This window comes from Okeania sp. KiyG1 (genome assembly GCF_014132355.1).
Classification (GTDB): Bacteria; Cyanobacteriota; Cyanobacteriia; order Cyanobacteriales; family Microcoleaceae; genus Okeania.
Genome location: NZ_BLZO01000100.1, coordinates 1 through 15,918, shown reverse-complemented (window position 1 = coordinate 15,918; position 15,918 = coordinate 1). Strand labels below are relative to the sequence as shown.

The 15,918-nt window shown below is 35.0% G+C and carries 11 protein-coding genes and 1 pseudogene; 2 read left to right on the top strand and 10 right to left on the bottom strand.

Translation table 11 applies throughout. The features are described from left to right. Positions 1–565 precede the first annotated feature (565 nt). Positions 566–1,134: pseudogene (locus SAGCYANO_RS24305) on the bottom strand (ACP phosphodiesterase). 1,017 nt (positions 1,135–2,151) lie between these two features. On the opposite strand from SAGCYANO_RS24305, the gene SAGCYANO_RS24300 reads away from it, so the two are divergent. Both SAGCYANO_RS24300 and SAGCYANO_RS24295 read left to right on the top strand, forming a co-directional pair. Then, positions 2,152–3,489, top strand: a complete 1,338-nt coding sequence (locus tag SAGCYANO_RS24300) for a hypothetical protein (protein WP_202222434.1) — start codon at positions 2,152–2,154, stop codon at positions 3,487–3,489. A gap of 560 nt (positions 3,490–4,049) precedes the next feature. Continuing rightward, positions 4,050–4,331, top strand: a complete 282-nt coding sequence (locus tag SAGCYANO_RS24295) for a hypothetical protein (RefSeq protein WP_237396634.1) — start codon at positions 4,050–4,052, stop codon at positions 4,329–4,331. Positions 4,332–4,344: 13 nt separating this feature from the next. On the opposite strand, the gene SAGCYANO_RS24290 is transcribed toward SAGCYANO_RS24295, so the two are convergent. The 9 genes from SAGCYANO_RS24290 to rsmH all read right to left on the bottom strand — a co-directional run bounded on the left by SAGCYANO_RS24290 (position 4,345) and on the right by rsmH (position 15,178). After that, the gene (locus SAGCYANO_RS24290; RefSeq protein WP_202222432.1) at positions 4,345–6,189 is read right to left on the bottom strand and encodes an EAL domain-containing protein; all 1,845 of its coding nucleotides are present in this window, start codon (positions 6,187–6,189) and stop codon (positions 4,345–4,347) included. Positions 6,190–6,888: 699 nt separating this feature from the next. Further along, positions 6,889–7,038, bottom strand: coding sequence for a hypothetical protein (locus SAGCYANO_RS24285; protein WP_202222431.1), 150 nt, complete (start codon positions 7,036–7,038; stop codon positions 6,889–6,891). A 340-nt stretch (positions 7,039–7,378) separates the two neighbouring features. Then, positions 7,379–7,606, bottom strand: a complete 228-nt coding sequence (locus SAGCYANO_RS47990; protein WP_255502687.1) for an HAD family hydrolase — start codon at positions 7,604–7,606, stop codon at positions 7,379–7,381. A gap of 17 nt (positions 7,607–7,623) precedes the next feature. Then, positions 7,624–8,004: an HAD hydrolase-like protein gene (locus tag SAGCYANO_RS24280; RefSeq protein ID WP_255502686.1), complete on the bottom strand. Its 381-nt coding sequence runs from the start codon at positions 8,002–8,004 to the stop codon at positions 7,624–7,626. A 498-nt stretch (positions 8,005–8,502) separates the two neighbouring features. Then, positions 8,503–9,429 (bottom strand): tRNA epoxyqueuosine(34) reductase QueG, encoded by a 927-nt coding sequence (gene queG / locus SAGCYANO_RS24275; protein WP_202222450.1) that lies wholly within the window; start codon positions 9,427–9,429, stop codon positions 8,503–8,505. Between the two features lie 1,180 nt (positions 9,430–10,609). Continuing rightward, entirely contained in the window at positions 10,610–11,035 is a 426-nt protein-coding gene (locus SAGCYANO_RS24270; protein ID WP_202222430.1) for a hypothetical protein, read from the bottom strand. A gap of 885 nt (positions 11,036–11,920) precedes the next feature. Next, a complete protein-coding gene (locus SAGCYANO_RS24265) occupies positions 11,921–12,346 on the bottom strand; it encodes an anti-sigma regulatory factor (RefSeq protein WP_202222429.1) in 426 nt (141 codons plus the stop codon). 4 nt (positions 12,347–12,350) lie between these two features. Continuing rightward, entirely contained in the window at positions 12,351–14,015 is a 1,665-nt protein-coding gene (locus tag SAGCYANO_RS24260; RefSeq protein ID WP_202222449.1) for a SpoIIE family protein phosphatase, read from the bottom strand. 311 nt (positions 14,016–14,326) lie between these two features. Continuing rightward, entirely contained in the window at positions 14,327–15,178 is an 852-nt protein-coding gene (rsmH, locus tag SAGCYANO_RS24255; protein WP_202222428.1) for a 16S rRNA (cytosine(1402)-N(4))-methyltransferase RsmH, read from the bottom strand. Positions 15,179–15,918 lie beyond the last annotated feature (740 nt).

The following is a 15,918-nucleotide window of genomic DNA, read 5'->3' as shown; positions in this document are numbered from 1 at the left end:
ATTCATTATTAATTATTAATTATTAATTATTAATTATTACCTATCCTTGAAAAGAAAAGGATTGACTCAAAGGAAAATTTTTTCTCTCTTGGTCGATTGGATATGGCGAGGAGACCGCTCTTATCAGAGCCGCTCCGCTTTTAGCGCAGCTTTGCGATAGCAAACGCCATCCCTCGACCGCTTGTTTCTCCTTTAAAGGAGAGGTTTTAAACCTTAATTATTCGGTAAAGTATTTTGGTTGCGTTAGCGGAACTGAGTTATATCGCGCTGATTATTTGAACACATTCTTTTTCAAAATTGTATTAGAAACAATTAACTTATAACTGAATAGTAGTAGTCTTAAACCCAGTTTTAAAAATATAGATAACAAGTTCAATTTATACTCTAAATGGGTTATAAAAATTTTTATAATAGTTAATTTGAACTGAAAACCTTTAAAATTATGACTCCTGACTCCTGACTCCTGACTCCTGACTCCTAACTCTTAGCTGCCATCAAAATATTACAACTTAAATAGAATTGCTATAGTGAGGCTGTTCAACCAGATTTGATATTAGACAATTTTTTACATAATTAATAACTTCTGGAAAAAAATCAAAAAATCTGACTCAATTTCAGTATAATTTTTAATCAGCTCATTTCCCGCAGTAGCAAGATTATTTTCTCTCTTCAAACGTTTAGATAAACGGACAAAAGTCAAGTTAATCCCTGATAAACTTTTGTAGGAACTAAGCCAATTATCAGATATGATTTTCGGTAATATTTTTGTAATCTCTCTGGTAAAATTTCCTGATTTTTCTGCAAAATAATATATATTTTTTGCACAAATATATCTAAGTTTTCATGAGCAAATAAATTCCAGTGATTAGCTAAAAAATGGTCGTAACAAATATCAATAATTATTCCTGCTAAACGTCTATGACTATTACTAATACGATTTTTACTTCTCAAATATATTGGATGAGTATCAGTAAAGCAATCAACTTGACGATGAGTTTTGATTCCTTGAATAATTTCATGGCTATAAATAGTTTCATATTGTTCTAGATACCCTTTGACAAAATCACCTAATAAATTTCCTATTTGTGATTCCGGAGTATTTTTAGCTAAAAATAAATGAGCTAGATAGTTCATAATGTAGATAAGTATCTGTGCAAAATTAATTTAACATTTGTCAGTAGGAAGTAGGGAGTAGGGAGTAGGGAGTAGCGCATAAAAAATATACATCTCCTCCAAAAGAGGAAACAGAGAGCATCGGATATGGGAGAAATAATTGATAATTTATGGATAAGAATTGATTTTATGTTTAATTCTCACGCCTATCTCTAATATACTTTTGTGCACAAGATATCAATCTAAACATACAGCAGGTTTTACCGAATAATTAATAATTAATAATTAAATAATTCTAGTTTAAAGCCTCCCCTTTTAAGGGGAAAAAGCGGTCGAGGGATGGCGTTTGCTATCGCAAAGCTGCGCTAAAAGCGGAGCGGCTCTGATAAGAGCGGTCTCCTCGCCATATCCAATCGACCAAGAGAAGAAATAATATTTCCTTATATTCAATCAAGAGCGGTTTTAACCAGAGGTAATTATCAATTATCCATTATCAATTATCAATTAATGAACAGGGGTGAGGTACACCCATAGTGGGTAAGATACCTCTACTGGGAACATAGAATTGTTCATATCTTTACTTCATATATAACCGAATATGCTGTATTTTTTCTTACCTATTTAAGCTGACCATCAAGTATACAATTAATATTGCTTGACTACTTAGTTCGATCGTTTTCAACTACAACACATAGCAGTTATAGCAGAAGGAAGTAAGGAAAAAGGGCAGAAAGAGCGAAAAATCTGGCTTTGTCTAAATTTTAAGATTTTGATATATCCTAACTTTTCCTTCGACTACTATATAGCAATCCTCGCAAAGGTTTGTGACAATTTTTATAATAGTTAATTTGAACTGAAAACATGAGTAAATTCTGTACGTCGCCCTACCGATGGGTCTCCTACCTGAGGAGTAACTACCACCAAAATATTACAACTTAAATAAGATTGCTATTTATACAATAAATGAACCTAAATTATAATAATTAAACTACTCTAGATTTTTCCGAAGCTATTTCATAAATTAAATGGATTTTTATCATGGCAAACACTCTAGAATCTATTATTAATCTACTAAAGCTAAATTCTGAATCTACCCTCACAGAATTACCACTGACTGATTTTCAAGTAAGTCCGATGACTTCCCTAGAATTAGTTGAATATCACTTTAATGAACAACCTGACTTACCTGGAGTTATAGTTGCTTCTGATGAAAAGTTTTTTGGCATGATTTCTCGACGCTACTTTCACGAACAAATGAGTTCTCCTTATGGAAGAGAACTATTTATCAAACGTCCTATTCAATATTTTTTAAAAGCAACTCCAACTAAATATTTAGATAACTGTTTGGTATTACTTGCTGAAGAAAAAATTAATTTAGCTGTACAAATAGCACTAAATCGTTCTGAAGAAAATGTTTATGACCCCCTCGTAATTCAATTTTTAAACAAAAACAATCTTGGCTTTTCTACTTATTTTTTACTGAATTTTCAAACTTTAATCTTGGCTCAATCCCATCTACTTAAAGAAGTAAATGATGAATTATCTCGCCACAAAAGTTATGCTAAAAATTATTTGATTCAGCTCAAATATAAACAGCAAAAACTCCAACAAAATACCACAGCATTACGATCGCAAAAACAAGAAATTTTAATTAGACACAAGTTATTAGAAATACAGCAAAATGACATAATTAGTCAATCGGAACAAATTAATGACCTGAACCACAGATTGAAGGAAATTACTGCTTTTATTTCTCAGGAAGGAAAAAAAGCATTTTATGCAACATTTGAAGGAGTACAAAAAATTAACAAAAAGATGGACGAAATTGTCAATATTGGCCACTTGTTTACCAATGAACTAAAACTAATTAACTCTGCATCCCATCAAATTGAAATAGTTAGTAAGCAAGCAAAACATTTGGCAATACAAGCTGCTATTGTTGCTAGTCATTCAGGTTCTGAACTTAGTGGTTTTAGTCATATTACTAATGAGATTGGAAAATTGGTGAATGAAACTTCACAAGCAGGTAGTCAAATGAATTTAGTAGCTAATAACTTAATGATGAAAATTTCTGAACTTAACAACTTAGCTGAAACTGGTAAGCAAATTGCTAAGTCTCTAGTAGAAAATAATCAACGTTCTGAAGCAACATTAGATGAGTTAGAAAAATTAGTTCAACAACCAGACTTGGAGCGATCGGAAGTAAATTCGTCTGATGTTACAGAATTTAGCAAAGTTACTGATATTTCTCAAGAAAATCTGGATCGAGATATAAATATAGTCAATAACTATAAAGAAAAGTTTGAGGAAAAAAATACAGATATTTCTGAATTGCAAATGCAAGTATTGAATAATAAAAAGACAAAGAAAATTTGATACAACAAATTCGTTCTACTTTAAATCACAAAAAAACTTGATATTTAGTTAGATTAAGTTGACAAAAAAATAACTAACTTGATTGAATATTTAGCCAGAGCTTAAGTCAATTTTCAACAATTAATAACTACCAAAAAATTGTGGTCTAAAGGCTCCCTTTATTAACTATCCCTTATAAGGAACTCCTGAAACCTTGATGAGAGGATGGGGAGTAAGAATATTCAAAAAACATATTTTTCAATACACTTTTCTGAGGAAAAATTCTCTCAAATGACTTACACATAACTTCTCACTAATGTCCGCGTTCTATGTTAAGAAAGATGTTTATAAAGCATAGCTTTATTAAGGGGATAAAAAAAAGAGCATATTCCGTATTTCAAGCCTCCTTATTGCAGAGGTACTGATAACTGTTAGCGTAGCTCCGACCACAGGAGGCTAACTGATAACTGATAACTGAAATTACCTCTCCTTAAAATAAAAATCCTCAAACTCTACCCATGTTTATTTATTTGAGATTTTCTAGAATAACTAAAGTATAACTTCTATGGTTAATGAGCAAAATGCAAATTATTGTTACTCCAAATCACTTTCTTTATCGAGATATAAAACTGTACCATCTTAAACTTCGAGGTATTGGTAATCAAGCTACTGGATATTTATATTGCAAAAATAATGAAACTATTAGTAGAGCTACTTCTATGGATAAAACTCAGTTAGAAGGACTTTGTCAGATTAAACAAGCTATTGCTTTACGGCAGCGAGCAGTTATAGATATTGCACCCATTCTAGAAGCACATAACTGGGAGATAATCCCTATTTCAAAAGATAAAACTAATAACTAATAGATACATTATTTCATTTTCCTTTTCTTTTTCCTTTTCCCTGTATCCAATCATTAATCATTTGAGGACAACTAGCTAAAGACTCTGCTAAGGATGCAAATTCTACCAGAGGTAAGGGACGATGAAATACATAACCTTGAAGTTCATCACACTGATTTTTCACTAAAAAAGCCAACTCTTCTTCAGTCTCAACTCCTTCAGCAATAACTCGTATCTTTAATTTGTGAGCCATCAAAATAATTGCTGAGACAATAACTTGGTTAGTAGGATTACTGTTTATTTTACTAATAAAATTTTGATTGATTTTTATACTATCAATAGGGAACTTTTGCAGATAACTTAAGGAAGAATAACCTGTACCGAAATCATCTATAGAAATTTGAATACCTAAACTTTTTAAACCATGTAAACTCCGTATAGCCTTAATTTCATTTGTAATCAAAATACTTTCATTAAAATCTAACTCGACGTAATTAGGAGCTAGACCGCTATTTAAAAGAACTTTAACTAATTTGTGACGTAAATCTAATTGATTTAACTGGCGAGCAGATATGTTGACTCCTACTCGTATTTTTCCTAACCCAATATCTTGCAAAGCTTTAACATTTTCACAAGCAGTCTTCAACACAAATTCACCTATAGGTTCAATTAATCCTGTTTCTTCTGCTAGGGGTAAAAATTGTCTTGGTAATATTATAGAGCCATCAGATTTTTGCCAGCGCAGTAGAGCTTCAGCACCTACAATTTTGCCTGTTTTTAAATTAATTATTGCTTGGTAGTAAATCTTAAATTGTTTACTTGATAGTGCCGAATGTAAATCATTCTCTAACTGCAAAGTCTGGCTACTTTGATCTTTACCTACTTCATTATCAAAATAATATTGATTATTGCCCTTTCTTCTGGCATATTCCATCGCTTTTCTAGCTTTTAAAAGTAATTGCCCCAGTTGTTTTCCATCAATAGGATAAAGAGCAATTCCAGCATTAGCACTAATCAAAAACTTTTGTTGCTTTAACACATAAGGTTCGACAAATTGCTGTAGAATTTTTTGAATTATACCTGTAATTTCTACCTTCTGATGAAGTGATTCTAGAATAATCACGAATTCATCTGTATTTAAGCGAGCTATCACGCTATTTTTACTAATAAACTTATTAATTCTTTCAGTTATATTTCTAATCAATAGATCGCTCCAATCATATCCTAAATCATCAATGCGCTTGAAGCGATTTATACCTAAATAAATCACAGAAATACTTTGTACAAAATCTTGTTCTTTTTCAGAAGATTGTGTTTTTGAATTTGCGGCATTACTAATAATTTGAGCGAATTTATCTGATAATAAAAGCCGATTACTTAAAAGACTTGGATTTTCTTGATTAGTTAATTTATTAAGTTGAGATTTTACAGTTTCAATTTGCTTAATGTACTGTGACTCTATAGCTTGTTCCCCTTGATATTTCTGAAGGGCAATCTCAATTGTAGTTTTTAATGATTGAGGTTTAAATGGCTTAACTAGATATCCATAAGGTTCGGTTAACTTTGCCCGCCCTAACGTATCATCATCTGCATAAGCAGTCATATAAACAACAGGTATTTTTAATTGAGAACGAATATGCCCAGCAGCTTCAATGCCATCCAAATCTCCTTGAAGCATAATATCCATTAGTACTAAATTAGGATTTTCTTTTGTTGCAGTTTGAATTGCTTCTTCGCCAGAGTCTACAATTCCAACTACTTCATATCCTAATTTACGAAGGTTTCTAGCAATATTTTCCGCGACAATAAGTTCATCTTCAATAATTAAAATTTTTGTGGGAGATGTGGGAGTTGTCACAGAATTTTGAGTAATATCCATAGCATTTTACCAGCAGAAGTTGGATAGCTTAATTGTACATATCATTATACATACTAATTATCAAAAATTATGCTACAAAAAGGAGGTAGAAAATTTATGTCTAATAGGATGATGATGACATCCAATACAGTCATCTATATCTATAGTTTTTCTTGATTTATGCTTGACTTATCTTTTGTGACATTACTTGATTAAATTTTGATCTTAAAGTTGCTAGAAGACCCGCACTCTTCTGTCAGGGAGTGCCAGAATGAATACCAATCAATGTTGCGGTTCTTATCTCATGTCCGGTTAAATAGTTATAAATAATAATAGTTATAAATAATAAAGGAGGAGTCAGTCCTCAGTAGGGGCGAATGGCATTTTCTAACGCAGAGCTGCCGCTAACGCCCGCACAGGAGTCAGGAGCAAATAAAGAGGGAAGAAGAGGAGAAAGTTTTTTCCAAATCGCTATTATCCGGACATGATATTACAGTAGTATGCTATGGCCAATATAATAAAACCTGTGGGCTAGCAGTGTCTAGGGGAGTCGTCATTTCAGTTATCAGTTATCAGTTATCAGTTATCAGTACCTCTCTCTGCCTGTTTGCGCAGCATGACCTAGGAAAGTAAAGTGAATTGAAATATTGAACTTGATTTTCTCTTGGTCTCATGGATATGGCGAGGGGACCTCACCATCCCACCCTACGGGAAGCTCCGCTACGACCGCTTTTTCATCCCCTTGTAGAGCGGTAGCTCGTGGTGCAGCCAAGGGGAGGCTTGAGACCCTATTTTTTGGTCAGTAGGCCAACGTACATAATTAATGGCTTTAATGCCAGTTTTTAGAGCATAAATTATCTTTTTTGTCAAAGGGACATCTCTTGCAAAGTATGCACGGTCGCGTGAGCGGAACGCAGTTCTATCACATTTATTATTCAAACACATTCTTTTTCAAAATAGACATCTCCAATAATAAAAAATCAAATCAATTATCCCACAGAAATTATCAATTCTTTCCCCCTACTCCCTACTCCCTACTCCCTACTCCCTCTTTTCTGGAGATGTCTAATGGTATTATTCAGTAGAAGCCTACTCTCTACTCTGAAGCAAATTTAGCAAAAATGGGCTATATTTGGCATAAGACTACTAGATATTGAAGTAAATTAAGTAAGCTTAAAATTTTAACTATTCATCTATGTTTTTACTTGATTCAAAAGTTATTAATTACTGCCATTAATTCTTCTGGTTTATCGACTAAAGCATCTGGCTGATAATCCGATAATACTTCTCTAGAATTAAATCCCCAAGTCACGGCTATTACTTTTACTTTAGCTTTTTTGGAAGCACTAATATCTCTAGCTTCATCTCCGATATAAACGATCTCTTCTGGTTGAATATTCTCGGTTTTAGATATTTTTAATAATCTTATCTTTGCCAAAAGAGTCGCGCCTGAAATTAAAAATCAAATATTAATAAATCATATTTTTCCAAGACAAACTCGACATTTTTGTAACTATTAGAAGTAATTATTCCCAGTTTATAACCATGCTGTTTCAATGCTAATAAAACTTCGTTAATACCATAAAACAAACTGACATTGTTAATTTCTTTTTGAAACTCTGCTCTAATTCTTCTTAATAAAAAAGGCACTTTAAAAATAGATATTCCTGACTGATTAATAACTTGTAGAGGGCTTAATTTTTCGATTTCTAGAATTTCTTCCTTCTTAGCTTGTTTATATCCAAATTCAACTGATAAATCATTTGTAATTGCAAAAATTAGATCGAAAGTATCTGCTAATGTACCATCAAAATCAAAAATAACAGTTTTTATCATTATTATATAACAATTACTAATTGCTTTCTGATTCTATCATTAGAGACTGTTTGTAAACAATTAATAATTAATAATTAATAATTAATAATTAGGGCTTACCGATCTAATATCAAAGCATTGACTGATATTGGTAAGTGCCTTTAAAGGATCGAAAAAAGTGCAAGCTTTTCGGTCGCTCAAGCTCAAAAAGCTAGTATTTTGGGATGATTATGGCAGAACAATCTTGGGAAAATTTTTACGACTACCTCCTAATTAATTTCCATTTCTCCTCCACCGGAGGGGTTAGGAGTGAGTTGTCTCCTGTCTCCTGTCTCCTACCCCTACCAACAGACTTTATGAGCGCAAACCCTAACTATGACTCGATAATGTATAGCAGAAAGCAGAAGGAAAAATCTGGCGTTGTCTCAGTTTTATGCTTTTGATATGTCCTCACCTTTCCTGCGACTACTATAAATCAATAAACCTAATCTATGGAAGTGGATAACTTTGACTTTGACTTCATTCAAGATTAGCACGAGCATTTCGTCGCAGCATTTCTGGCTTAATACGTCGTAGCGCGGAAGCTGGAAACTGCTTATCCCAATCTTGTTCAGATATCTCTGCTAGTTCTGTTAACTTAGGGGTTACATTACCAGGATAAGGTTGAAAATCATCAATGTTTGTCTTTTGGGCAAATCGTTCATTCCAAGGACAAACATCCTGACAAATATCACAACCCGCGACCCACCCTTTCAAATTTGATTTTATATGTTCGGGTAGTTCAGGATTCCTATTTTCTATTGTATGATAAGCAATACAAAGATTGGCATCAACAACAAAAGGTTCTACGATCGCATTAGTCGGACAAGCTTCCAGACAACGAGTACAACTACCACAATGTTGAGCGTGAGGGCGATCGCTTGTCAACTCTAGGTTAGTTAGCACTTCCCCCAAAAAGACCCATGAACCATATTCTCTAGTAATTAAATTACCATTTTTTGCTATCCAACCCAAACCAGCTTGTTGTGCCAATGGCTTTTCTGGAACTGGACCTGTATCCGCATAATACCTGGTTAAAATTTCCTTTTCTTGCTCTTGCAACCAGTTATTAAGAGCTTTTAACTTTTTGTGCATGACTTTATGATAATCCCGACCCCACCCATAGCGAGAAATTTTACCTATTTCAGAATTTTCAGAATGTTGATGTGGCGTGTAATAGTTGAGAGCAACACAAATAATAGATTCGACCTCTGGCATCACAAGTTTCAAATTTTGACGCTTGGGGTTAGCCATCCATCTTAAGTCTGCTTGATAACCTTTGTTCAACCATCTCTGCAATCTTTCTCTGTCTGAATTTAACTCATTTACTGAAGCTATCCCAACCTTGTGAAATCCTACTTCTAGGGCTTTCTGTTTGATTTGACTTATGCTAAGTACAGATTTCATCATAAAAATTCGGTAAGTGGGAAACCACTGTCTTTTAAGCGGTGGATGGAAGCGACTCGACGGGTTTTAACCCGTAGTCAAAAAAATGTGTTATTATCAATTAATAACTTAAAAGTAGCCTCAATGGCTTTTTAGCCGGAGAGAGTAGTGGCAATTGGCACCGCCTAGTGGACTGCTGCTGTATACGTACTACGGTACGGTACTGGCAATGTGGTTGTTTTGCCTGAAGGCATACTTCGTAAACGAGCAATGTGAAAATCGTGGTTTGAACCCGATAGAAAGCTCCTCTGAAGAATCCACGCGACTTTAGTCCGTGGAGTGTCAATAATACTAGCTAGATTTGTAATATAGAATCCGGTTATGTACCGGTTATATAGCAGATAGTTCATAAAAATATAGTCAAATAAGACATATCTTGATCAGGACTTACGCAAATCAACCTTGAAAACACCATATGTAGGGGCGCAATTCGGAGCTTTGCGTTAGCAAATGGCATTCGCCCTCACTGAATTTAGTGTATGTGCGTAAGTCCTGTTTATTTTGTAGGTGTTACCCTGACTGGGTGTTAGTGTTTGCGTAGCATGACAAAGGTCAAGCTCCTCCAAAGGAGGCACTACAACACTACGCCAGTTGCTTTAAGTCAGGAGACCTGCAAGGGCGCACTGGCTCCTCTATCCCATGGTCAAAGACAAAAGGGAGCTACTTTTTATTCTCCTCTTTTTTGACCAAAAAATCAGGTCAATAGCCTCCCCTTGGCGGAGCCGCGAGCTACCGCTCTACAAGGGGATGAAAAAGCGGTCGAGGGATGGCGAGGTCCCTCGCGATATCCAATCGACAAACTATATTTAACTACCTATATTTAACTACATCAGGACTTACGCAGAACCTCTATATCTAGCGAATGGCATTCGCCCTCTAGCATTCGCCCGGCGATTCGCGTAATTAGGAGCATGACAAACGGAAATCGCCCCTACAGATGGTGTATTACCTAGTATTTTGCGTAAGTCCTGTGCATAAGACTATATTTATGTACAAGAGAGTTGTCGCTAAATAGAGGGAAAAAATCGCTCCAACCTAGACAGAGCAATCATTCCAAGGTATTTTAGTCGGCAATAGCTACAATCCTTATAGAACAAGGTTTTTGGGGATTTTTTAAGTTATAAAGCGACAAGTCTAAGGTTTATGATACTTGCATTGAACAAGCTAACATTTTTTGTCCTAGTTCTATATTATTAGAAGCACACTTCCAGTCTGGATGACTTGTCATTAATAAACTTTCTAAAGTTTCTTTGTCAAATAGATGCCATACTAGGGATTTATTAAAATAGCATTCGACTGCATAGCAGTTTTGACTAATACAGTAAATATAACAAGTTTCGGAAGCTCTCTCAATTTTTATATGTGCCCCTGGTTCTAGGTCGCGAAATTGAAATATATTTTGTTTAAATTCATCTGTAGAAGACACTGTAAAACCAGGAATTGCTGCCGTTAGTGTTTTTTCTCCATTGATATGAATCCAATAATTACGAGTGGGATCAATTCTTTCTAGCCAAGGAGATTCATCATCTAGACGATAACGAGGAGCTAAAGGAAAAAACATATTCATATAACAAGCCTAATATATATATTTTAATTATATCTAAATAAACCTTATTTTGATCTTGCGGTAGAGTATAGTTAGATGCAACTAAACTTAACAAAACTTATCAGATAGATCGTATATATAATAGTTATCACAATCTTTTTTCAGTTGTGTAATACCAATTAGATAAAATATTGTCACACTTATGGAACAGGGAAGAGGAAATAGGACACAAAGTTAAGGATAAATGTATCAAAAAGAGGAAAAAAATCAAAATTTACAATAATTAAAGTCAATAAATCAATAAATATTGATAACAGATTTAATTTTATAGAGGTATTTTGACCAAAAAATCAGGTCTCAATCCTCCCCTTGGCGGAGCCGCGAGCTACCGCTCTACAAGGGGATGAAAAAGCGGTTGAGGGATGGCGAGGTCTCCTCGCCATATCCAATCAACCAAGACAGCGGTCGATCTTCGGAGCTTCCCGTAGGGTGGGATGGCGCAATTCGGAGTGGCTCTGATAAGAGCGGGTTTCGGAGCCATATCCATGAGACCAAGAGAAAATCAAGTTCAATATTTCAATTCACTTTACTTGACCTTTGTCATACTGCGCAAACAGGCACAGAGAGGTACTGATAACTGTTAACGCAGTTCCTCCGGAGGAGGCTAACTGATAACTGATAACTGAAATGACCAATCTCCACAAATTTATCTTTATCAAAGAGAAAGCCTGACAACTTCCGTCTATTTCGTTGCATTATTTAGCTTGTAATTCCGATAAATCTAATCCAGGGAAAGTAGTTAATGTGTAAGCATTCCGCAAGAAATGCTTACGTTAATCTTAACTTTCATCAGCAATATTTTTATCTTGATTAAAATATAAAATAATTAATAGTTAAACAAGTACTTTATTGTACTTTTTCTGGTATATTTGCCTGTAATTTTAGGCAGTTTCTACCATCTATCTGCAATGTATAATCTACACGATCCATTAATCTATTCATAATCAACCATCCATAACCACTTTCTTGTTTAGCTTCTGGTGTTGGTGGGTCATACTCTCCCATACTATAACCTTTACCATAGTCCCAAATTTCCAAAGCAATACCACCGTCTTTGGCTTCTAAGCGTATTAATACTGGTAAGTTAGGTTGGTCTTTATGAGCATGACGAATCACATTGGAGTAAGCTTCTGCCAGTACCAAGCGTAAACGGTTGGATTGACGAGGCCAATCAATATGTTCTCCTAGCTCTACTTCTAAACTGCTCAATAACCATTGTTCGACAATCGTCAAAAAACGTAAGTCGCTTGGCACCTGAAGCTCGGTTTTCATAAATTCACAGAACCTCCAGAGATAGTATAGTTTGGTCATCTTCTTGAACTTGATTATTAGCTCGGATATAAGCTAATAAACTATTTAGGTCTATTTGGCTTTTGTGCTGTTTTAAAAGTTGCCATAAACCTTCTTGCTGCAGCATTACACGAGTTTGTTTCCCACTATCAGTAGCCTCTTGAACTACTGTAGCTTCAGTTATGCCATCACTGGTCAGTAGAAATACATCTCCTGAATTTAAGTCTATAGTACCTGCTTTTCCTTTCCATTTTGGCAATATTCCGAGGGGAATACCACGTTCCTTGAGAAAATTTGGTTGCACTTGATTAGAGTCCTGATTTTCTGCACTTAGCAGTTTAGTTTGAGACCAAACCAAGGGATATACATGACCAGCATTAGCGTAAGCTAATAATCGAGTTTCTGGTGTATAACGAGCCAAAACCATTGTAATGAAACAATTGTTACTAATCAGGTCGTCACAGAGACCAATATTAAGATTTTGCATTATTTCGTAAGGGTCTGGGGGATTTTCTTGAGAAAGTTCTCGTCGCATCACAGACATAGCACTTGCCATGAATAAAGCGGCAGGCACTCCCTTACCAGAAACATCTCCCACTGCTAACCAGATGTCACCTTGAGAATGGGTATAAACTTCAAAGAAATCTCCTCCTACTTCTCTGGCAGGATAGCAGCAAGCTTGTATCCTTAATGTGTCAAATTCTGGCCAACTTTGAGGTAATAGGTTGCTCTGTATCTGACGAGCTACCTCTAGCTCATTACGCATTTGTTCTGCAAGTTCTCTGGTGCGTTGATATAGTTTAGCCTGAGATAATGCTAATGCTCCTTGCTCTAGGACACTTTCTATCAATTCTATATCTTCTGAAGACCAAAATTTACTGCTATCTTGTTGATAAAGAGCTAAAACTGCTAGTAAGTCTTGTTGATAAATCAGGGGGATTATTAATTTAGAGATGCTTTTACCTGAACTTTCTTCTAATTGGGTTTGACGACTTATTGCTACTTCCAAAAATTGTTCTGGTGTGAAAGGGAAGTTATTTTCGGTAATTTCAGGGTTTTGATAAGAAAAAGGTTCAGACATTAAGCGATCGCCTTCTACTGGCCATAACTTACCTGCTGTTGCGTCAAAAGTCTGTCCCACTGTTTGAATGATTGTCGATAACATACTAGAGTAATCCAATGATTCTCTAATGGCACTCATTACTTCGTTTAACATAGACTCTCGTCGCAAAGCACGAGTTAGAGCTTTGGTGCTTTGGCTGACAATTTTGTAGGTTTCTGAAGCTTGTTGTACTACAGCCTTGAGTTCTTCTGGATTCCAAGGCTTTGTGATATACTTGAATACTTTTCCTGAGTTAATTGCTTCTACTAAGTCTTCTACATCTGTATAGCCTGTAAGTAGAATCCTAACTGTATTTGGATATTTTTCTAATGTTGTGCCTAAAAACTCTGTACCATTCATTTCTGGCATTCTTTGGTCAGAGATAATCAGTGCCATTTCTCCTTCATTTTCCAAAACTTTCATGGCACTGAAAGCACTATCTGCTTTGTATACTTTAAAGTCTCGCCGAAACGTCCTGTACAACAAATCTAGGTTGTCTGGTTCGTCATCGACTACCATCAATTTTAATTTCCCCTCTCCCCGACTCATGCTATGCCTTACTCCCAGACAATTTTTCAAATTTTATACTCTCCGGTTGGCCTTGAGAGTTTCCTAATTTATTAATTTATATACTTAATATATTTAGGATAAATAGCCTTGAGTTAAATTTTATGAATTTGGGGTTCATTTTTTCTCTGGCCATAAACTTCCAAGAAAAACTCATTTTGAGTATATTTTATACTTAGTTCTAGATATAGATTATTCCCATAAATGTTTCATTTACTAATATTAAATATTATTCAATAATAAATTTAATTATAAGTTTTTCTTGTTAATTACTTATTGATTTTTATACTTAATTAACCGATTTTTTCTGCCAATCTAAGTTTAGCAGAACGTGCCCGTGGGTTTAATGTTATTTCATTATCTTTGGCTTGAATGGGCTTTTTTGTCAATACTTGCAAAACAGATGAATTTCTGAAGCTATGTTTAACTAAACGATCCTCTAAACTATGAAAACTAATAATTCCAATTCTACCTCCTGGTTTGAGCCAGTTAGGGGCATTGTCTAGAAATGTTTCTAGGGCAGTAAGTTCTTGATTTACTTGTATTCTTAGAGCCTGAAAAACACGAGTAGCGGGATGTATTCTACCATAACGGTATTTGCGAGGTACACAATGGGCGATCGCTTCTGCCAATTCGGTTGTTGTTTCAAAAGGACGATGTTCTACTATTTTTCTAGCAATACGTCGTGACAAACGTTCTTCTCCATAGGTATAAAAAATATCTGCTAATTTGGCTTCTTCCCAATAATTAACTATTTCGGCTGCGGTCAGAGATTGCTGTTGGTTCATCCGCATATCTAATTTAGCTTGATGCCGGAAACTGAAGCCTCGTTCTGGGGTATCCAATTGCACCGAGCTTACACCCAAGTCTGCTATTATACCATCAAATTTAAGATTTTTTGGCTCATACTCTGCAAAATTTCCATGCCAAAATTGAATATTGGAGTTTTCAGAGGCCAGTAAAGTTTTACAATAGGCGATCGCTTGTTGATCTTGGTCAATAGCTACTACTTTAACATCTGGGGCCGTAGCTAGAATTGACTGAGTATGGCCACCAAATCCTACTGTGGCATCCAAGTAAAGACCTCTTGGAGATATTGTCAAACCTTGGATTAATTCGGCACTGAGAACAGGTACATGGTTCATCAAGTCTGAAGTCTATAAGAAAAATTTACATTAGACTTGTTGGGAAATCAGAACTGATACTGCTCAAAACCTGAGAATATACCATTTCTCATAAAGATGAAGTACATTTACGATCCCCCATTATCCCCTTAAAAATGGGGAGCTTTCATGCGTCCCCCCTTTTGGTTCCCCCTTATCAAGCTATGCTTTATAAACATCTTTCTTAACATAATACTTGACAAAAAAACAAGTTATGTTATGGAGAAAAGTGTATTGAAAATACATTTTTTTGAGAACTGCAGACAGGATTTTTCCGGATCATCCCCCCATCTCCCCATCTCCCCATCTCCCCATCCCCCATCTACAGGGTTTCAGGAGTTCCTTATAAGGGATAGCTTATCAAGGGGGGTTAGGGGGGATCTAAAACTGTATCTCATAAAATTAGAGAAGTGCTATATAAGCCGTTCATTTATTGAAGTAGACAAATACTATGTCTTTTAATTCATCAGAATTTTAGCCACTTTTTTAGCTTAATTCCCAACAAGTATATTCTGTTAGTTAAAACACTATATATAGTGTGGCACTATAGTTTTGAATTAGTATATGTAGTCTCTTAACAAGGACTATATATGGTTCGAGTAACTAGCTGTCCCTATAATTTATGTAACAGAACATAAATACAAGCAATAATAATAACATTTAGCCTAAACCTATTGACGGTCTAACAATTGGGCTGAAATAAAAACAGGTAACAATGGAGA

Coding starts and splice junctions, on each gene's coding strand:
- SAGCYANO_RS24300 (WP_202222434.1), top strand. CDS start 2,152: ATGGCAAACACTCTAGAATCTATTATTAATCTACTAAAGCTAAATTCT.
- SAGCYANO_RS24295 (WP_237396634.1), top strand. CDS start 4,050: ATGCAAATTATTGTTACTCCAAATCACTTTCTTTATCGAGATATAAAA.
- SAGCYANO_RS24290 (WP_202222432.1), bottom strand. CDS start 6,189: ATGGATATTACTCAAAATTCTGTGACAACTCCCACATCTCCCACAAAA.
- SAGCYANO_RS24280 (WP_255502686.1), bottom strand. CDS start 8,004: ATGATAAAAACTGTTATTTTTGATTTTGATGGTACATTAGCAGATACT.
- queG (WP_202222450.1), bottom strand. CDS start 9,429: ATGAAATCTGTACTTAGCATAAGTCAAATCAAACAGAAAGCCCTAGAA.
- SAGCYANO_RS24270 (WP_202222430.1), bottom strand. CDS start 11,035: ATGAATATGTTTTTTCCTTTAGCTCCTCGTTATCGTCTAGATGATGAA.
- SAGCYANO_RS24265 (WP_202222429.1), bottom strand. CDS start 12,346: ATGAAAACCGAGCTTCAGGTGCCAAGCGACTTACGTTTTTTGACGATT.
- SAGCYANO_RS24260 (WP_202222449.1), bottom strand. CDS start 14,015: ATGAGTCGGGGAGAGGGGAAATTAAAATTGATGGTAGTCGATGACGAA.
- rsmH (WP_202222428.1), bottom strand. CDS start 15,178: ATGAACCATGTACCTGTTCTCAGTGCCGAATTAATCCAAGGTTTGACA.